This window comes from Leisingera caerulea DSM 24564 (genome assembly GCF_000473325.1).
In the GTDB taxonomy this organism is placed as follows: Bacteria; Pseudomonadota; Alphaproteobacteria; order Rhodobacterales; family Rhodobacteraceae; genus Leisingera; species Leisingera caerulea.
This window is the reverse complement of record NZ_AXBI01000020.1, coordinates 252,697-269,786: the sequence shown is the minus strand read 5'-3', so window position 1 is coordinate 269,786 and position 17,090 is coordinate 252,697. Positions and strand designations below refer to the sequence as shown.

24 protein-coding genes and 11 tRNA genes are annotated in these 17,090 nt (G+C 60.9%); 5 read left to right on the top strand and 30 right to left on the bottom strand.

Going from position 1 to position 17,090, the window contains the following annotated elements; all coding sequences use genetic code 11:
• Positions 1-88 precede the first annotated feature (88 nt).
• The 3 genes from CAER_RS0104990 to CAER_RS0104975 form a co-directional block, all read right to left on the bottom strand.
• Positions 89-859 (bottom strand): hypothetical protein, encoded by a 771-nt coding sequence (locus tag CAER_RS0104990; RefSeq protein ID WP_027234325.1) that lies wholly within the window; start codon positions 857-859, stop codon positions 89-91.
• Positions 846-1,655, bottom strand: coding sequence for an SIR2 family NAD-dependent protein deacylase (locus tag CAER_RS27525; RefSeq protein WP_161631066.1), 810 nt, complete (start codon positions 1,653-1,655; stop codon positions 846-848). Before CAER_RS27525 ends, CAER_RS0104990 begins: the two co-directional genes overlap by 14 nt.
• A gap of 362 nt (positions 1,656-2,017) precedes the next feature.
• A complete protein-coding gene (locus tag CAER_RS0104975; RefSeq protein ID WP_027234323.1) occupies positions 2,018-2,431 on the bottom strand; it encodes a hypothetical protein in 414 nt (137 codons plus the stop codon).
• A 208-nt stretch (positions 2,432-2,639) separates the two neighbouring features.
• On the opposite strand from CAER_RS0104975, the gene CAER_RS27520 reads away from it, so the two are divergent.
• Complete coding sequence (locus CAER_RS27520) at positions 2,640-3,197, top strand: hypothetical protein (protein ID WP_154667673.1); 558 nt, start codon at positions 2,640-2,642, stop codon at positions 3,195-3,197.
• A gap of 168 nt (positions 3,198-3,365) precedes the next feature.
• Entirely contained in the window at positions 3,366-3,959 is a 594-nt protein-coding gene (locus CAER_RS0104960; protein WP_027234321.1) for a hypothetical protein, read from the top strand.
• 50 nt (positions 3,960-4,009) lie between these two features.
• Here CAER_RS0104960 and CAER_RS0104955 read toward each other — a convergent pair whose 3' ends face one another.
• The 11 genes from CAER_RS0104955 to CAER_RS30015 all read right to left on the bottom strand — a co-directional run bounded on the left by CAER_RS0104955 (position 4,010) and on the right by CAER_RS30015 (position 9,808).
• On the bottom strand, positions 4,010-4,255 hold the full coding sequence (locus CAER_RS0104955; RefSeq protein WP_027234320.1) for a hypothetical protein: 246 nt from the start codon (positions 4,253-4,255) through the stop codon (positions 4,010-4,012).
• A 171-nt stretch (positions 4,256-4,426) separates the two neighbouring features.
• Positions 4,427-4,849, bottom strand: a complete 423-nt coding sequence (locus CAER_RS0104950; RefSeq protein WP_027234319.1) for a hypothetical protein — start codon at positions 4,847-4,849, stop codon at positions 4,427-4,429.
• A 125-nt stretch (positions 4,850-4,974) separates the two neighbouring features.
• Positions 4,975-5,466, bottom strand: coding sequence for a hypothetical protein (locus CAER_RS0104945; protein WP_027234318.1), 492 nt, complete (start codon positions 5,464-5,466; stop codon positions 4,975-4,977).
• A 19-nt stretch (positions 5,467-5,485) separates the two neighbouring features.
• On the bottom strand, positions 5,486-5,857 hold the full coding sequence (locus tag CAER_RS0104940; protein WP_027234317.1) for a hypothetical protein: 372 nt from the start codon (positions 5,855-5,857) through the stop codon (positions 5,486-5,488).
• A gap of 123 nt (positions 5,858-5,980) precedes the next feature.
• On the bottom strand, positions 5,981-6,403 hold the full coding sequence (locus tag CAER_RS0104935; protein WP_027234316.1) for a hypothetical protein: 423 nt from the start codon (positions 6,401-6,403) through the stop codon (positions 5,981-5,983).
• 33 nt (positions 6,404-6,436) lie between these two features.
• Positions 6,437-6,512, bottom strand: a tRNA-Arg gene (locus tag CAER_RS0104930).
• A gap of 389 nt (positions 6,513-6,901) precedes the next feature.
• Complete coding sequence (locus tag CAER_RS27515) at positions 6,902-7,381, bottom strand: nucleoside triphosphate pyrophosphohydrolase family protein (protein ID WP_051357696.1); 480 nt, start codon at positions 7,379-7,381, stop codon at positions 6,902-6,904.
• A 153-nt stretch (positions 7,382-7,534) separates the two neighbouring features.
• Positions 7,535-7,924, bottom strand: coding sequence for a hypothetical protein (locus tag CAER_RS0104915; protein WP_036796887.1), 390 nt, complete (start codon positions 7,922-7,924; stop codon positions 7,535-7,537).
• Position 7,925: 1 nt separating this feature from the next.
• On the bottom strand, positions 7,926-8,477 hold the full coding sequence (locus CAER_RS0104910) for a DUF6036 family nucleotidyltransferase (RefSeq protein ID WP_154667672.1): 552 nt from the start codon (positions 8,475-8,477) through the stop codon (positions 7,926-7,928).
• A 79-nt stretch (positions 8,478-8,556) separates the two neighbouring features.
• The gene (locus CAER_RS0104905; protein ID WP_027234313.1) at positions 8,557-9,156 is read right to left on the bottom strand and encodes an LbetaH domain-containing protein; all 600 of its coding nucleotides are present in this window, start codon (positions 9,154-9,156) and stop codon (positions 8,557-8,559) included.
• Between the two features lie 25 nt (positions 9,157-9,181).
• Positions 9,182-9,808 (bottom strand): hypothetical protein, encoded by a 627-nt coding sequence (locus CAER_RS30015; RefSeq protein ID WP_027234312.1) that lies wholly within the window; start codon positions 9,806-9,808, stop codon positions 9,182-9,184.
• 427 nt (positions 9,809-10,235) lie between these two features.
• On the opposite strand from CAER_RS30015, the gene CAER_RS0104895 reads away from it, so the two are divergent.
• Positions 10,236-10,451 (top strand): hypothetical protein, encoded by a 216-nt coding sequence (locus tag CAER_RS0104895; RefSeq protein ID WP_027234311.1) that lies wholly within the window; start codon positions 10,236-10,238, stop codon positions 10,449-10,451.
• A gap of 34 nt (positions 10,452-10,485) precedes the next feature.
• Here CAER_RS0104895 and CAER_RS0104890 read toward each other — a convergent pair.
• A tRNA-Thr gene (locus CAER_RS0104890) sits at positions 10,486-10,560 on the bottom strand.
• A gap of 426 nt (positions 10,561-10,986) precedes the next feature.
• Here CAER_RS0104890 and CAER_RS0104885 point away from each other — a divergent pair.
• Positions 10,987-11,556, top strand: a complete 570-nt coding sequence (locus CAER_RS0104885; protein ID WP_036796885.1) for a hypothetical protein — start codon at positions 10,987-10,989, stop codon at positions 11,554-11,556.
• A gap of 27 nt (positions 11,557-11,583) precedes the next feature.
• On the opposite strand, the gene CAER_RS0104880 is transcribed toward CAER_RS0104885, so the two are convergent.
• The 5 genes from CAER_RS0104880 to CAER_RS0104860 all read right to left on the bottom strand — a co-directional run bounded on the left by CAER_RS0104880 (position 11,584) and on the right by CAER_RS0104860 (position 13,863).
• Positions 11,584-12,369, bottom strand: a complete 786-nt coding sequence (locus CAER_RS0104880) for an ATP-grasp domain-containing protein (protein ID WP_027234309.1) — start codon at positions 12,367-12,369, stop codon at positions 11,584-11,586.
• On the bottom strand, positions 12,366-12,788 hold the full coding sequence (locus CAER_RS0104875; RefSeq protein WP_027234308.1) for a GatB/YqeY domain-containing protein: 423 nt from the start codon (positions 12,786-12,788) through the stop codon (positions 12,366-12,368). The genes CAER_RS0104880 and CAER_RS0104875 overlap by 4 nt, the downstream gene beginning before the upstream one ends.
• A gap of 101 nt (positions 12,789-12,889) precedes the next feature.
• Positions 12,890-13,300 (bottom strand): HNH endonuclease, encoded by a 411-nt coding sequence (locus CAER_RS0104870; RefSeq protein ID WP_027234307.1) that lies wholly within the window; start codon positions 13,298-13,300, stop codon positions 12,890-12,892.
• 233 nt (positions 13,301-13,533) lie between these two features.
• Positions 13,534-13,704, bottom strand: a complete 171-nt coding sequence (locus CAER_RS29590) for a hypothetical protein (protein WP_154667670.1) — start codon at positions 13,702-13,704, stop codon at positions 13,534-13,536.
• Positions 13,705-13,789: 85 nt separating this feature from the next.
• Positions 13,790-13,863, bottom strand: a tRNA-Ser gene (locus tag CAER_RS0104860).
• Between the two features lie 153 nt (positions 13,864-14,016).
• Here CAER_RS0104860 and CAER_RS0104855 point away from each other — a divergent pair.
• Positions 14,017-14,352 carry a hypothetical protein gene (locus tag CAER_RS0104855; RefSeq protein WP_027234306.1) on the top strand — a complete coding sequence of 112 codons (336 nt, stop codon included), beginning with the start codon at positions 14,017-14,019 and terminating at the stop codon, positions 14,350-14,352.
• A 15-nt stretch (positions 14,353-14,367) separates the two neighbouring features.
• Here the strand turns inward: CAER_RS0104855 and CAER_RS0104850 are convergent, their stop codons facing one another.
• From CAER_RS0104850 to CAER_RS0104805, 10 genes are all read right to left on the bottom strand, one after another.
• Positions 14,368-14,628, bottom strand: a complete 261-nt coding sequence (locus CAER_RS0104850; RefSeq protein ID WP_027234305.1) for a hypothetical protein — start codon at positions 14,626-14,628, stop codon at positions 14,368-14,370.
• A gap of 433 nt (positions 14,629-15,061) precedes the next feature.
• Positions 15,062-15,137 (bottom strand) — tRNA-Thr (locus CAER_RS0104845).
• A 160-nt stretch (positions 15,138-15,297) separates the two neighbouring features.
• Positions 15,298-15,376, bottom strand: a tRNA-Met gene (locus CAER_RS0104840).
• A 48-nt stretch (positions 15,377-15,424) separates the two neighbouring features.
• Positions 15,425-15,508, bottom strand: a tRNA-Leu gene (locus tag CAER_RS0104835).
• A gap of 67 nt (positions 15,509-15,575) precedes the next feature.
• Positions 15,576-15,661: transfer RNA gene (locus CAER_RS0104830), tRNA-Leu, on the bottom strand.
• A 236-nt stretch (positions 15,662-15,897) separates the two neighbouring features.
• Positions 15,898-15,974: transfer RNA gene (locus CAER_RS0104825), tRNA-Arg, on the bottom strand.
• An 89-nt stretch (positions 15,975-16,063) separates the two neighbouring features.
• A tRNA-Met gene (locus tag CAER_RS0104820) sits at positions 16,064-16,138 on the bottom strand.
• A 353-nt stretch (positions 16,139-16,491) separates the two neighbouring features.
• A tRNA-Ile gene (locus tag CAER_RS0104815) sits at positions 16,492-16,566 on the bottom strand.
• Positions 16,567-16,613: 47 nt separating this feature from the next.
• Positions 16,614-16,697, bottom strand: a tRNA-Tyr gene (locus CAER_RS0104810).
• A gap of 31 nt (positions 16,698-16,728) precedes the next feature.
• A complete protein-coding gene (locus tag CAER_RS0104805) occupies positions 16,729-17,076 on the bottom strand; it encodes a hypothetical protein (protein ID WP_027234304.1) in 348 nt (115 codons plus the stop codon).
• Between the last annotated feature and the right edge of the window lie 14 nt (positions 17,077-17,090).

Below are 17,090 nucleotides of genomic sequence, written 5' to 3'. Positions count from 1 at the left end.
GATTCGGACTTTTGTGAAGCCGAATAGACGGATGCGTCAGGAAGTTAAAGCCGGACGCCCGCTATGGCGAGGCGTCCGGCTGGTCGTGTCAGTCGTCCATGCAACCCGTGACAGGTCTGGGCAGAGGTCCCTTCACTTGCGACTGATACAGGCGCAAGGCCTGACGCACGACAGCGCTCGGGCTAAGATCCTGCAGGGCGCACAGTTCCTTGATCGCAAGTGTCTCCTCGGGGCTGAACTCGTGGTAAAACTTGTCCGCGATGCCCATTCCGGCAAATTCTTCAGAGATATGAGCGGCAATCATTGTCCTATCTACGGGGCTGGGTGCCAGTTCGCCCGAATAGCCGCGTACTACTGCCTCGAGGAGAGTGCCCTCCGCATCAGCGCCCAATTTCACCGCCTTGTAATCCTCAAAAACCTGCCGCTGCTCGGAGGGGAAAAGGGACTGGACCGTCCACGAAGCCGGATGATCATCCGAAAGGCAGTAAAATCTGCTGTCCGTAAACTCGCAGACCGGCCGCACGAAGTTCTGGCCTGCGTGATCCAGGCTCATGTAAACGTAGACATCAATTTCGGACTGCCCGCTCGCTGCCTGGTGCAACCGGGTTTCCTCATCGATTTGCACCATTACATTCAAGCGGAACCGTTCCGTCCGGCCAGGATCGATTGAACCAATGGGCTGCAGTTTCAGCCCGCGTTCCTCAGTGGAGGGACCATCCGTTTCGCTGAGCCACATCCGGGCCTCGTCCTGCAAATCCGCAAGCGGCACAGTCAGGCGGCTGAAGACGCGGTACCGGGAGTTGCGTTTCGCATGACGGATGGAATCCCCAACTTCAATTTTCTCATTACTCATGGTCATTTTTTGACTCCTCAGTGAAGGTTTTTTCGACGGGGCTGGCTTTCATCCAGGCCGTCACGATTTCATCAATATCATCCACCGCTTCGACCGCGCGGCGGTACACGGTGCGGTCAAACATCTCCGGCTTGACCATGCCCGGGCGCCAGCGTTCCGCAGGAACGGGTGCCAGGGTGTTGATCACTGTTCGGCAGGGCGCTTCAGCAGCGAAGGAGCCGATCGGCACCACAGCGCCATCCGTGCCGATAACAACCAGAACGTCATCCCGCTTCAGGGTCTTCATGGTCTTGCGCAGCTGCAAATATGCCGGGGCGGTTTCGCCGAAGAAGATGGCGTTCGGCTTCACGCCCTTGCGCGAATTGCATGTGCAGCGTTCCCTATCCTGATCCCATTCGCGGAGCCCGATCTGCCAGATGCGCCCGCAGGCTTCACATTTCATCTCCGGCAGGGATCCATGCAGGTGGAGCACGTTTTCCGCTCCAGAGCGCTCAAGGAGATTGTCGATGTTTTGCGTGATCAACTCCGCACCGAAGCGTCTCTGCCAGTCGGCGAGCAGCTTGTGCATGGCGTTCGGCTGCACCGTCTGCAGGCCGGTCCGGAGATCATTGTAGAACCGATGGACGAGGTCGAAATTGCGCTTCCAGCTGTGGATGTTGCATACCTCATCCAGGCTGTGGCTGGCCCAAGTGCCATCCTCGCCTCTGAATGTGGAGATGCCGCTGTCGGCCGAAAGCCCGGCGCCACTGAAGACCACAAGACGTTTCTGATGAGACCTTCGAATCTGCCCGGTGAAATCCAAATAATGTTGGGGCTGGCTAACACGTCGGATTTTGCGAGAAAAGGGAAAACTAGCGCGACTTGGGTCCCGCAAGGTCTTTTGTGCTGCGCCGCCCCCGCACGGACAAAGCACGGCCAAGCCAGTATCCTGTGAGCAGGGCGATGGCTGTGGGCGCGGCCGCGCAGAGCGCGATTATGGCCAGGCCAGTGCCTGCAAGCCCCGCATCAGGGGCAAGCCAGAGCAAATAGCCGGCGACACCCGCGGCCACCGTCGCGAGCGCGGCAGGAACGGCCCAGGGGAGTTTCCGCATGAGGCAGCCGGCTGCGGCCGGAACAATCGCCGCGAGCGTGAATATGATCTCCGGTGTCACAGCTGCGCCGGGCTTACAGAGCTGGCTCCAGAGAGGTGTCCTCCGGTTCCGGGTCTGACAGATCAAGCTCAAGCTCATGCGCCATCATGAAAAACTTCGCGCACCGATCCCAGCTGAGGTTTTCCCATGCCGAAGGTGCCCGCACCCACGCGTCTCCGTCCTCGACATCAATGACAATGTCCCCGACCCCTGTTTCGCGGGTGTCCTTTCCCTGATCCTCGAAGCGCTCGCCCGCGGCGCAGCTGGTCTTTGCCTTGGCGCGGACCTTCAAAAAGGCTTCATCCTCATCCAGCGCTTTCAGGCTGGCCACGTGGCGGTACATATTCATCGCAAGAGCATCGCCGATTTGGCCCAGGCCAGCTTTCATGGCCGCGGTCCGCAGGTGCGTGTCGCCGGCGTCCATGCGGGCCTGTTGCTCTGCGGACATGTGAAACCGAAACAGATGGTAAGTCTTCATGCGTGAGCCGTCCCTCTTAAGCTGCTGGTCCCGGCCCAGCAGTTGATACCTGAGCAGCCTACCTGCGCTCAGCGAAAATGCGAAAAGCATCAATCGCCATCATATTTTACTTTATTTGCGAAAAACAACAGCGCATATTACAGCATCGCCACATCGTGGCTCTTTTGGAGTCTTGCGCTTGGACCAGGGCATTAAAGGGGTATCGACCCTTGCTTCTGAACTTCTGGCAGAATGTGACCTGCTTGAAATTCATTACACCGAACATGATGAGAGAGTGCTCAGCCACATCCTCGAACTGGACTTCCAGCCGATCCCGCGCTGGGAGCTTGCGGAACAGAATGGCATGCTGCATCTGTGCTGCCATGACAATGCGGTCCTGATGGAGCGCAACGACTGGAGCGGCAGTCGAAAGGCTATTCACGGATGGTGGCAGAACGGACATGGTTTTGTTTTCCATTCTGTGATTGAGGAAAACGGCAGGCTGATTTGCGTCACGCCCGTGTATGCGAGCCCCGGAGAGGACACCTCATACCTGTATTTCGCTGAGGATCCGATGATCGAAAGGGTTAGTGCGGATGGCACGCTGGCGCTTCATATCTTCGGGCAGGACGTTCCGCGGCGCCTTTCATTGGATCCCGCATACGATCGCCGCCTGGCTGCGGAAATGCGGGCAAGGCTTGCGGCCGGTTATGACCCTGAACAGGTTGCGACGGAACCAATCCTGATCAACGTCTGACGGGGCCGGGCAAGTCTGCACCTCGGCATTGCGCGGGGCGGGCACATCCTTGCCTGAATGCCCAATCGTGCCGACCTGATTGTTTGTGCGAAAACGATACTATCTGGTTTCATAATATGGTGCTATACTGTCCGACATTACGGGACCCAGTGGAACGGATACTTAGTTATGAACAAATTCGCGCAGGCAGTGGCGTGCTGCATGGTGCTCGCAGGGGGTGCGCTTCCCGCGGCCGCTCAGAACATGTTGCCAATTCAGGTCGGGGAGCGTGTGAAAATCGATAAGCACGGCACCTGCCGCATCGTCGAAAACGACGGCAACACCCGCATCATGGCGCCGGTCCGCTCCGCGCCCGAATGGTCCAACGGCAGCGGTGCCTTCACCCGGAACATCGCAGATATGGATAGGGTCAAACTCCATGACTGCAATTGGGTCGGTACGCGTGGCGGCGCGCCAACCATTTATGTCAAGGAGGGGTCGACGACCTACTACACCTGGAATAACGGGTCGAAGACCCCGATTGCGCAGGGTTACTGGATGGGATACAGCATGCGAATCCCTCAGGCCACCTTCTTCAACCCGGATACGGGGCAATGCGCGCCGGCACGCAGTTGGATCTCGAAGAGCGCAACGAAGACACTCACTGCTGAAAAAGTTTGGTCGGGGCAGTTCAGCGTGCAGCTCTGCGAAGCTGACCGGATGGCAACGGGGCCGCACACTGCCTACAACCCGCCGCCGACCGGCACCTATCCGGGGCCATAAATGAGAAGGGCGCTGCAAGCAGCGCCCTTTCTTATTGAACGACCGGAATGTCAGGCGTGCAAGGTGCGGCCGCGCTGGAACTGGCGGTACACGGCGATCGCCTGGTACGTCAGATTGCGGATTTCCGCAGCGGCCCGGCGGCCGGAAGCGGCAAGGGGGCTCTTGTGCTTCCAGGCGCCGCCGCCTGTGCCGATCTCCGCTCGCCAGCCGGTATCATCCGCTTCCAGGCGGAAAGGCTGGCCGTCCAGCTCGCCTGCCGAGCCGTGAATGTCGATGTGATGCAGTTTCAGTCCCATGATGGGTATCCTTTTTTCTTGCGGACCGGGCGGAATGCCGCCTGATCCGGTTTGCATGCGCCCGCACCGTGCGGGCATTGATGTGTCGATGCCCCGCTTGGGGCTAGGCGGCCCTGCGGTGAAGCTTCCGGTGGTCCGGGCCGCTTGCAGAGCGCGCCTCAATGGCGCCTGTCAGATACCGGGCGCGCCCTCCGGGCGGGCCTCGGTATCCTTGGGCTCGGGCCTGAACCCGAGTTCATCCTCGATCTGATCGAGGATGGTTTCGATCTCGCGCCGGATCATGGAAGGCATCTGGCGCAATCCTTCGCGCCAATCTTCCTCCACGGACCCTTGCCGGCCTGGGATTTCCGGAAACGGGCAGGGGAGTGTCTCCGCCTCCCGCTCCATATCGGCCGCTGACCTGAGCGCGGCGCCGAGCGCCGTCTCGATGTCATCGAGTGTTGCGGCATTGCCGGAAATCCGGCGGAATGCCTTGAAGTCCGGATCTTCCGGAGCACGCCGGTCGATATTCGACCGGCCTTGAAGCATCCGGAACCGGTTTACGATCTGCCTGTCAGTGCTGCCGTCGAAAACAACAGCGGTAACGATCCTCATATCGAGCCTCACAATTGAGTTTGGGGATCGACCTCGTTTTTTTCGACTGCCACGCTAGGGCTGCCAGAAGTCGCAGCACCTTAGATAAGTTATGCGAAAAAGAATTGCAAGACATTATTTCCGGGCTAGAGCGATGGCTCGCAGGCCGGCGCGGGATCCGCGATGAGATCCCGCACTTCCTCCTGGCTTTTACCCTGTAGGAAAAACTCCTTGATCATCCCGAACATGCCCGACTTGCGCAGCTCATAGAGGGCGCCCGGTTCGCCATCAGCGCAGATCTCCGCCAGAGCGGCGTGTACCCTCTCCTCATCAGGAGGCGGAGTGTTTGACAGGAAGCGGATCGCTTCGTTCTCGGCAACGCGCACCCGGAACCGCTCCCGCTCTTTGTCGATCACGCTGGCGCTAAAGCCGGCAGGGGTCTTGAGCCCCGGGCCCCTGGCGTCATCGATCGTATTGAAGAAGGGGTCCTGACGGAACCAAGTCTCCGCCAGGCTTGCGGCATTTCTCTTGCCAATGCTCTCGGTCAGCCGGGCTTCGGCCCATTCGCGGTCTCTTCCGTTGCGGACGCAGCTGCGGAAAATAGCGCCAACGCGCCAGGAGCTGTCTGCAGATGACATGTCGTGTCTCCAGCCGGATTCAGAGCGCGGGCTCAGGTGCCTGGTCTGGCTCCGGGTTATGTTTGATTTCGGCGTCCAGGCGGTTCAGCGCGCGCAACTCGTGCTTCCAGTAGCCGCCGTCGTTGCTGTCCTCTCCGTCCCATTCCCGTTCGGCCTGGGCAATTTGAGCCTCCAGAGCGTCACGGATGACCGGGAGCGCATATTCCACGCCGGTGGCGGCCGAGACCGCATCGGCCTCTGATGGGCCGGAGGGGGCCGAGTTCAGCGCGCCCGAGGCTGCCTCAATGTCGGCTGCGCGGTGCGGGTGGGTCTTGGCGAATGCATGCAAGCCATCAAGCCAGGCCCGGCGGTGGGTGATTGCGTCCCGGAGGATATCGGTATTCAGAGACATTGAGCTTCCTTCATGATCTGCTCGTATTGTTAGCGGAAGCATAACGATGAAATGTGAAAAAAAGAAAACACCACGGGAATTGACCCCGCCCCGCCATCCGGCGGGGCGGGGTGTTCTGCGGAATCAGGGCGTGCCGGGAGACGCCTCAACGCCGGGCATGAACATGCGGTAAGCCTCCAGGGCATCGTCATGATCGGCGCCGATGAGCGCTGTGATCCTCTGGGCGCGCTCGGCTTCGCCGTCGAAGGCGTCTCCGGTGAAGGCATCAGCCAGATCGATGGTTTGCAGCATCCGGTGCCCGTCGGGAACCCTGGCCATGCAGCTGATGAGATGGGCGGCCTCATCTGCGGAGCGGGCTTCAAACTCCCAGACCATGCCGCCGAGCTGATGCATGAGCTTGGCGCTTTCGCTGGCATCCGCGGGCGCCGGGTTCACCAGGACCAGCCGGTCCGGTCCGAGCGGGTCAGCGATCAGGGCTTCGAGGGATTTGATATCCGCTTCGCATTCGGGGCGAATGCGCAGGCGGCAGGGAAATTCTGCGTTCATAGCGACGGCTTTCTCAATTGATCGGAGGGATGATGGAGCGCCCGGCGAGGGTCGAACTCGCAGCCTTGGAACTAGAATTTCCTTGCTCTTCCAGTTGAGCTACGGACGCATTTTCGGGATCAGGAGCCTTGCTCCAGGGGGCGCTTAGCGCGCCTGTTTCATGCCGAAGAACTCCCCGGCCTTGATGCGGTCCAGCCCCATCTGGCGGACGGCACAGCGGACGGCGTCGGCGATAGCATCGATTTGAGCCTGGTTCATGGAATTTCCTTTCTGTCACATGGAATTGGAGCGCAGAGCTTGCTCTCCTGGCGCTGTCTCCTGGTGGTATGGAAGGTGTCCGGGTTACCATGATCCCGGGCCGCAGTTTCGTCGCGGCGGCTGATATCACACGTTGGCAAAGCAGGAATTCGGGGACCTGCACCCCATGTCCCGGCAGCATGCCAAGCCGGCCGGGTGGCGCCATGGATCACTCCGTGGCGCAGACCTCTATGCCCGGCTTCAGCAGGCTTTGGCCGGCGCGGACAGGAATCTTGCGTGCTGGGCAAAACGGCCCAGGCGGGCTTTGAAATAGTTCGGCCCCTTCATGATCTTCTTGTCTGCATTGAAGATCGGTTTGCCATCGGCATCGAACTTGCTGTCGTTGGAATCCGCAACCTCCTGCACAGCCGGGACGATGTCGATCGCGGCCATATGGGCGACGCCGACACCAGTCACGATCTGGTCGCAGATCGCATCCGTCAGCTCCACCGGATCAGAAACGCTCACCTGGACCGCGCCTGATTTCATATCTGTTGCGAAGTCATGCAGCGCGCTGCGCACCGCGGCCAGGCTCGCTTCAGATGCGGCATCATCGCCCTTCAGGGCGTCCATCATTTCGGCGACCTCTTCGAAATGCACACCGGTCTGGGTGTTGAAGTTCTTCTTCTCGGGAGCGGGGACCGCCTTGCGGAACCAGGAAAGAATTTGCGGAATTGGCATTGGCATAATCCTCGAATGTAATTCGGCCAGGGGCCCTATTGCGACGCAAGCTATATGCGAAAAAGTATAAACGCAAGGGTTTATCGCAGCTTCGCCGCGCGCGGCAGCTCCACGCAGAGGCAGCGCGCTGCAGAGTGGTCTCAGCTGGCGGATTTATAAGCCGGGGCTCTGCTGCTCGGCCTTCAAGGCGGAGCGCTTCAGCTTCTGAACATGCAGCGGAAGCTCTGATCTGACCTTGCCCACGTCCAGATTCCACTTTGCCCCCCAGCGCTTTTGCACCGGGTCCCGGTACACGCCCGCAGGGGCTGGCCGCTCAGGCAGATGCGACCGGCAATACTTGACGACCTTGCCGAGGTAGTCCTGGGGATCTTCGACACGGCCGCGTGCAACATTCGCCGCATAACCCAATTGCCGAAGGTGCCCTTCATCCTCCGAACCGGTAGGGGTGAACCCATGCACGGCAACACGCGCGAGAAGGTCAAGCATATCCTTCTCGCGGCGCCGTGCCGGGCTCAGCCCGTTATTTCGGTTCGCATTCGCCATTTCATTCCTGTTCGATCAGTTCGATCGCATCGGCAACATTGTACTTAATGAATGTTGTGTCGCCAACATAATAATCCAATGCCTCCTCGACGCGTTTTTTGAACTTCTCAATGTCGATCAGCCCGTGCGCGGCCAGTTCCTTGATATCGTCGCGGTCGCGCTCGATAAAACGGCCAACCTTGGAAACTGCCAGGTCGACAGGATCCATGATGTGCAAAACGATATCCCCGACCCGGCAGACTTCCAGTGAGTTCTCCTCCCAATTGGGCGGGAAAGACCCAAGCGTATCGGAGAAGTTCCCATCCATCCCGACGAGCATCACATCGTCTTGATCGTCAGGGTTGACGACTTCGAAAACCTGCATGTCGGGAGGAATTGCAACCCGATGCGACCATTTCACATCCACATCATCGGACATCCGGTATCCGGTGTGGTAGTTGATGGCCACGCCTCCGGCGATGTAGGCGTGAACGGGCGTTTTCAGGTTTCCCAGCCTGTCCGCGAGAGCCTGGAAGTGGCGCTCAAGTTCCGGCATCAGAGTACGTTCAGACATTTCTGCTCCATCTTGTTGCTCGGCTATCGTAAGCGGCGCCCAGGCAGAAGGGAACTGCAACACGCGCCTTCAATGCCTATTACAATCCTGGCCCCAGGTCATCGCCTTCAGGGGTAACCACTCGGAACCTGGCCCGCCGGCAGGCGGCTTCCGCATCGCGCAGCATCATTTCACGCTCCTCCTGTGTGGCTGGGAGCCTTGGGACCCTGCAATCCTCCAGGTCGTCGGATCGGCCCCATTGGAAGTCTTCAAGAAGGCTGCGATCGTAAGCCTCTTCGCGAACCAGATACACGCCAGATACGGTGGTGATCTGGTAGATGCCATCAAAGAGGGAAGTGATGGATCCACCGGTCCGGTTCGCGATAACGCCATCCGGGGTCACGAGGTCGTGGTCTTCGAAGACCGTGCCAGCCGGTACGGACACATCATCCTGGATGATCGTATGGCTGCCAAGGCGGACCCCGCGGCCAAGAGTGACACGCCTGCCGGTCCTTGCCCAATCGCCAAAGATGCAATCCTCCGCGATATCAGAGCCGGGGCCGACACTGCTCCAGTTGCCGAGCCTGACGCGCTCGCCAATCAAGGTGGTGGGATGGACTTTGGTCCATTGGCCCGTTTTGACGCTGGCCGGGATCCGGCCAGCCGCCTGGGCTCGGGTGCGTTTCAGAATGTTGAACATGTGCCGTCCTTCTTCGCGAGCAGCCTCAGTGCAGCAACCCCATGCGCTCGAGGTGTTCGTTCCGTGTGAAGTAGTCCTCCCGGCCATGAACGCCATGACCCACAATGCGGAAGAACTGCCTGGGCCCGCTGTGCCTTTGCCGGATCGGCTCATGGGGCGTGAAGATCCCGATTTCGATAACCTCGCCGGCATCCATCATGCGGCCGGCTTCCCGCGGGAACTGATCGGCGCGGGCCGAGAGATCGCCGTCGCGGGTTGTGTCTTCCACATCAACATCCCAAACCATGCAGGTGTCCGGGAGGGAGTTGGCGATCAGGGCGCGGGTGCTGCGCTCCAGGCGGACAAACGGGCTTGGCCCCCATGTGGGGCCCCAGCTCAGGTTTTCCCCGCTGAGGCAAGCCTCTGTGTGGATGGTGCGGCCGCCCGCGCCGTACCCGCGCTGAGACCTTCCCGCTTCCACGAAGCTTTCATCGATCGTGATCAGGCCCAGCTCGCCTTCCTGGTCAGGAAGCGCAAAGCGGTCGACAACCTCGCGGTAGGAGGCGAAGGCCTCAGGGAGACTGTCACCGCGGCCTTGGATGAAAGGCATCATGTAGCAGCGGGCGCCTGTGTATTCGGGGAAGGCCATCCGGCCGCGTTCCTGGAAGCTCATCTGGTCAACTTTCGCATTGAGGCTAGGCAAGAGTATGCGAAAAAAGAGAAAACGCAATCAAAAGAGGGCACCTTGTGCTGGGACCTGCTTTTACACAGCCTCGACAACTTCCCATTCCAGGAATGGAGGGGAGACCTCTCAGAGAGGCGGCTGGCGGAACATGTGTCGAAAGGTGTTGCCCCGTGATTATCGGGCTCACGAGGCGGAAGCCATACCTGCACCTTGAGGGGCAGGGGAGCGACGTTCACCGTGCCGGCGCGCGGGCTCGTTACGGAGCCACCCGTCCCTTACGGGATTCGATGCCGGCCGCATCCTCGATGCGGCCGGAGTGCTTGCGCTCTTCCCCTCGGGGCAATATCACTCAATCAGCAGCTGATTTGAGCTCGCTGACCTTGAGCGCATTCAAAGACCACAGAAGGAGGGCCGCGTGGAGAGTTTAACCACTGTGCTCGTATACCTGGGCTACGCCACATTCTCCGTGCTCTTCTGGTGGATCTATCCGCACACGCTATCCAGGGCGGACATGTTCTCCACCAGCGCGGTCAAGTATTGGCTTGGCCGCATTTCCTTCTCTTTGTTCGGGCCTGGTTTGATAGGGCTGATCGTTCTTTACCTGTACAATCATTGGAACACCCCATTCTGAGGGTCATGGCGCTGGATCCCGAAATGCCTGAAACTGGTGCTGCAGGGGAGGATTGAACTCCCGGCCTCTCGCGTACCAAGCGAGTGCTCTACCACTGAGCTACTGCAGCATATTCCGGGGGCCTTCGATGTGCTGCTACGCCAAAGACCTGTCTTCTCCTCCCGGATCAGCACCCCCGCGGCGCAGGCACAGCGACCCGGGCAGGGCGCCTGCGCTTCTCAGCGGGTTCTTCCCGTCACCCGGGAAGACGCGGTGACCATTCTCCTGCAGGTCCGGCGTGGCGGCCGGCTGCCGCAGGGATAAGGCCCAACTTTTGCGATGCAAGGGGGTCACTCCTTAGAGGGTGGCTGCCTCTAAGCCAACCTGCCGAAGGGTATCCCCGGAAGCGCCGGGCCATCCGGCGCCATTTGTTCCTGCTATAGAACGGGGCAGGAACATTTTCGTGTGGATAAACAATCCCGCCCGCACGTTTGCGACTATGCGAAAAAACAGAAACAGTTCAGGTTTCCGCTTGTCAGATTAGTCGGGAAAACTCATGAAAAATTCGATTGCGAAAACCCTTGCTGCATTTGCGGCGGTTGCTCTCACCACTGCCTGCGGAGGCGGCGGGAGCGCAGAGCCGGTCAAGACGGAAACCTCGAGCGGTGAAGCCCGCCGGACAATGTACCTGACCGGCTACAGCTACTGGGATAATACTCCGCCAGGATCCGCGCAGATTGCGCGCCCGGTGATCCATCGCAAGGCAGGCGGAACCGGCACCTATGATGACCCGGTCACACTGGCTGTCGGCCATGTCAAGAAAAACGGCCGCAGCATCATGGACTATCCCGCCGGAACCCGCTTCTACATCGAGCGTTTGCGAAAATACGCAATTGTTGAGGATCTTTGCGGCGATGGCCCGTCCCCGCAGGACGGCCCCTGCCACAGCGGCTACCAGGGTCACGATTGGATCGACATCTACGTCGACGGCAAGGGCGTCGGAAAAGCCGCGTCGGATGCCTGCATGTACCGCATTACCGGTCTTCAGAACGTCATTCTGAACCCGAAGCCGGGATACCCGGTCTATTCCGGTGCGATATCGGAAAGCGGCTGCCCGGTTTTCTGACCGGGCAGGCCAGACCGCCCGGAGCCGTCAGGCTGCGGGCGGTTCGAAGTGCTGAGCCAGCGCATCGGCAATTGCCGATGCGTCACAGGCATAAAGGCCGGCGGCGCTGAAGGAGTTGTACTCCACCACCCTGGGCCCTTCCGGGGTTTCCGCGACATCGCAGACATAGGCCGGAACCGGTGCGTAAAGGCATGCAGCCTGTTTCGCGACCGCCCTACAGGCAGGATCGACATCCACACGGACATCGAGCTTCCCGGCGCGGGCGTATTGCGAGCCTGTCACGACCTCACGGTCCACGACAACGAAGCGGTATTCCGCAAAGATCTCCCGGGGCGCGGAGGCAATGACCGCGAGGTCCGGATCATCCGGCAGCAGATCAAGATCTTTCCGGGTGAACACCCGTCCGGCAAAGGTCTTGTCTGCGCGGTCCGGGCGCAGGAACAGGCTTTCCCCCGCCAGCACCATTTCCCGAGCCTCTCTCAAGCACATCAGGCTGGAGTGAGAGTTCAGCGCCAACGGACCGATCGCGCGGATCACGGCCTGGCTGGAGAGGAGGTACGGATCGTGGAAGATCCCGCCAGACCATTCCGGCCTCTGCCGCTTTACCGCTTCCAGGAAAGGATGGCCGCCATATACGGCCACCTGCTGGCCCGCGGTGCCAGCCTCGGAGGGCAGGATGGCCTCAATGCCGTCCCACTCTGCAATCGACAAGATGCCGCCAGAAGCCGGGATCGCCTCAAGAAGGTTCCTGCGGCCGGTCCTCAGCCCGGCAAGCCGGAAGGCCGCTTGCCGGGAGACGATCCAATGGATCATCCCGCCAGGGCAGCCTTCACGATGCCCGAGGCCTTCTTGCCGTCATACTGGCCGCCGCGTTCCGCTTTCAGCGCACCCATGATCTGACCCATGTTCATGCCTTCGGCAGCTTTGGCTTCAGCGAAGGCCCGCAGCTCTTCATCAGACATCTGCGCGGGCAGATACTGTTCGAGGGCGGCCTTCTCGGCCAGGATCTTGCCGTCAGCGCGGCTTCCGGCGTGAGACAGCGTCTCGCCGATGTTCTTGAGGAACTTCTTCACGACCCCCACGACCTCTTCATCGGTCATCTCGCGTGCCGGGTTGAAGCTCTTGGTCTTGGTGTCGATTTCGCCGATCAGGGTCACAAGGCCGCCCGCTTCGGGCGCCTTGGCCTTGCGCGCTGCAAGCGCGTCAGCGCGGATTTTTTCGAGCAGGCTCATGGGAAACTCCTTTTGAATGGCCGTTCGCGAAATTGAAGGTCTGCGTTGCTGTGCTGGCGCCAGGCCAGCATGCGGCAAGCAGCTGTTCGCCGCAACGGCGCTCAGCCGAAGCCAAAGGTGCCGTCGTAGAGGATCCCGGCTTCCGCAAGGATCTTCCTGGCGCCGGGGTCATTGAAGAGCGGGCCGCGGCTGCGCGTCCCGTCCGAATGGATCTCGTTGCCCCATTTGTCGTAGGCGGCTTTCGCGGAGAACCCGGGCGGCAGAGCCGGATTGTCGATGCGGCAAGCGGCGCGGACCTCCTCTACGCTGAGCGTCGTCTTTTCGGCCTCGTAGTGGCAATCGGGGCAGAGCGAGGCGCCGTTAGAGAGGTAGTAGCCCCCATCCCTGAACAGTTTTCGCTCCAGGATGTGGTGCGCGGCATCCGCAGGCGCGCCACAGATCACGCAGGCATGGTTGTCGCGGGCAAAGACGGCCGCTTTGAAAGCGGGCCGATCAAGTAGCGGGTCTGACATGGCGGTCTCTCCAGAGGGAATGGTTCAAATGGCGCTGGATCCAGCGCCGCGCTGTGCCGCCTGGACAGGAGGAATTGGCGGCCCGTTAGCGGCCGCGGGATGGACTCCGCAGCATCCTACCCCCGCACCGGTTATCAACGCCTGCGCGCGGGACTTATAAACCGCGACGGGCCAAGCGCGGTATGGCGGTGCGGTCCCCGGGGCGGGGACCGCATGCTCATCTTGATTGTCCCTCACCAGTAGTAGACGCGGGGCTTCCGGCCGGTCGGCCAGACCATGTTGTCGGGATCCTCACCGCGCAGAATTGCGTGCTCCTGAGCGTGCGTCCGGCGGCGCGCCGGGCGGATATGGAAAACCTTGTCCCAATAGCGCGGATTGCGCTTGCTCCAGCGGTCATGCGCCATATCGGGTCTCCTTGCAGGTTGTTTCCTACATGGCGGACCTCCTTTCAGTCTTGGTGCCGGTCATAGGGGTGGCCCCGTCGGGCCTTCGATGTGGCAGGATTTGAACCTGCGACACGCGGATTCTCTCCGCTGCTCTACCTGGCTGAGCTACACTGATCCCGCGAACCCTCCGCTCAACAGCCCCTAATGTACACTCAGGGCGGCCGGGAAATGGCGCGCTCGGGCGGCGTCCCGCCCCGGGATCTCGAATTCGCTGCCCATCACTTGTGATGTGATAGGGTGAGTTTCATAATTTCAGAGGGAAGTGAGCTGATGTCTTGGTATGTGCATCTGGCATTTTGGGGACTGGCAGGCCTTAGCCTGCTCTACAACAACAAAAACACGCCAACCATGATCTGGATGCTTGCGATAACCTATTTTGGATGGAATGGCCTGTATTACCTCATCCTCCTGCCCAAGGCGCGCGCGAAGCTGCAAGCGGAGCGAAAGGGGGGTGGCACAGAGCCATCGGAGGAGGATGTCGTTGCGGAAGCTGGCGAAATGGGCTGCGCCGTGCTCATGATCGCCGGAGGCATCCTGTTCGTTGTCGGGCTTCTTCTCTTCGGAGGCGGCAGCTCTTGTTCCGGTCTCGCCCGGTATACATGCTAGATCAGCAGGAATAGATCAGAACCGGAAGGTGATCATGCAGCCGCCCATTGTGGCCAGCGCATCTGCGCCTTCGACGTTCCCGCCGAAACGGCGGTCATAAGCCTCCTTGGCAACGCCAGCCACGAGGGCCACGCCGCAAGCTTGCAGAGGGGTCAGCTCGAAGACCTGCTCGCTGGTCTTGGCGATGGCCGCACCCGCGGCGAAGTGCATTTTCTTGTCGTCCTCCGGAATGGCCGCAAAGGCCAGACCCGTCAGCAGCAGCGGCGCCCAATCCATGTCGATACCCGTTCGATGATTATCAAGGTCGTCAAACTGTATGAGAAAAACTGAGCGCCGGTCACGTGGCTCTCAAAGGTTGTCCACATGATCGGGATTAGGCTGTTCCGCCCAGCTGCTGGGCCATGCCAGGCCGGAAGCCATCCTTTGGATGGTAATGAATCAGATCGGGCCGGTCGCTACTCCGGCTCTGGCATTTTTCGACATCTCCCGCGTTCCTCAACCGAGCGCTAACCCGTCAGTTCGCGGCGCTTAGGGCTTCACACGGGCGTCCACTCCCGATTGTCCCTCGACGGTCTCTCGCCGGAGGCGGACTTCCTCCAGCTCAGCCAGCCTTCACCAGTGCGTTCACATAATGGGCGTGTCTGCTTTCCACGCTGCCGATCTGCCCTCCTGGCACAGACATGCCTGTGTCAGGTGGAACCAAATATGGTGGTGCCGGACGAGGGACTTGAACCCACGACCCACCGCTTACGAAGCGGTTGCTCTACCATCTGAGCTAGTCCGGCGAAGATCTCGCCCTCCAGAAATCCATCTGAAGGGCGAATGCCCGCCAGGGGCCAGGGCCCCCGGCACTCCGGGCGCACCGTATGCCCCTTCGCGCAGGCAGCCGCCTGCAGGGCACCGGGAATTGGCGCCACCCGCGGGCGGCTGCCAAATTCGAATTGCTGGTTGTGCGGGCCGGATTTGAACCGGCGACATGGTGGTTATGAGCCACCCGAGATAGACCAGACTTCTCCACCGCGCGCGTCAATGGCTTCGCAAAGCGACTGACGGACGAGGTGTTTCTTGGCAATGGTACGGGTGGCGAGACTTGAACTCGCACGCACGAAGGCACTGGGGTTTGAAGCCAGCGTGTCTACCATTCCACCACACCCGCACTTTGTGTCATTTGTTTCCATGGCGGGGCTCGAATGCGCCGGCCCGCGCGCCAAGGATGAAAAAATTGGTGCCCAGGGCGGGACTCGAACCCGCACGGCCAGTCGGCCATCGCCCCCTCAAGACGACGTGTCTACCATTCCACCACCTGGGCAAGTGCCAGCCCTCTTGCTCCTGCACGGCTGACAGGATCGCTCCTGCCCCGTTTGCGGACTTGAACCGCGCTGCATGCTGGCCCCGCGCTCTGGCGGGCGATTTGTGGGCGGCCGCGCTATCAACCGCGAGGGGTGCCTCGCGGGTCACGCGGAGCGCCTGCGCTGAACGGATCATCGCAAGGTCGCCGGTCCGCCAGCCCAAGGCACACAGCGCGCCTTGGGCATTCCGGTATTCTGGCGCCTGCACTTGGACTTGAACCAAGGACCTCCGCCTTCGGAGGGCGGCGCTCTATCCAGCTGAGCTATGCAGGCGTGCCGGCGGAATTTCCCGCCGGGAGGGTGTTCGTCTGGCCCATCACTTCCGCGCGCGGCGCTGAGAGCGCCGGCATGCGCGAAGTGTTTGGGGCCTCTGCCTGGAATTGAACCAGGGACCTGGGCGTTATGAGCGCCTTGCTCTACCATTAAGCTACAGAGGCAAATGGGGCAGGGCGCGCCGGAACGCGCCCCGGGGCAACCCGGCCCTTGGCGGGGCTGCCAAACTGTATTTCGCGGCCTGATTACACCGGTTTCGAGAGGCATCCCGGGTGGGCTCTCTACTTTCGGCTCCGCCCTGGGGCTTACAGGCGGCCTCCGTCCTCCGCGGACGGCGCTCTGCCGGAGCTGCACGAAATTCTGGAAGGCCATCAAGGGCCAGATCTGAAATGCGGGGCGCCCTACGGTTTGCCGCTTGGGCTCACCGTTGTCTTAGTCCCGGCCGACGCCCAACCGGGAAGCACCCGGTTCTTCATTCCGCGCCAGGCCGGAACCGGAAATGGGCCGGGCGGGAGAATGGTGGTCATGGGAAGTCTCGAACTTCCGACCTTTCGCTTATCAGGCGAATGCTCTACCCCTGAGCTACATGACCAATTCTATTGCCGGCTGGACTTCCAGCCGGGGTGTGTCTGAATTTAATGGTGGGCCGCCCGGGGATCGAACCCGGCCGCGTTTCCGCCACGGAGTTACAGTCCGCTGCCACACCATTGCGGCATCCGGCCCACGATGAAATTCGGATCTCCCGGTGCAGCTTTCAGGCTGCAACGGGAAGGGGTTCGCCGCGCTTCTCGCGCTCGGCACGCATCCAGGCTGTGTCAGCCTCGATGTCGACATCGGCGATCATGTCGGTCAGATCCCAGATGCGGGAGGTGTCGCCTTTCGCGGCGAGCGTGCTGATCTCGCCCAAAAGGCTGCGGAGACGGGCCACCTTGGCTGCCTCGATCTCTTCGGGCCGGTAAGCCGCCCATGCATTCACATCGGAAAACAGGCGCGTCAGATCGCGATCGAGCGCCTCGGGTGTGGCTTCAGGTCCCAGAGTGGCCCGAAGCTGGTCAGCGCCGCGGGCTGCGCGGTGCTTATTGATGACGTCAGTCAAGGTCATAACCGGCTCCTTTC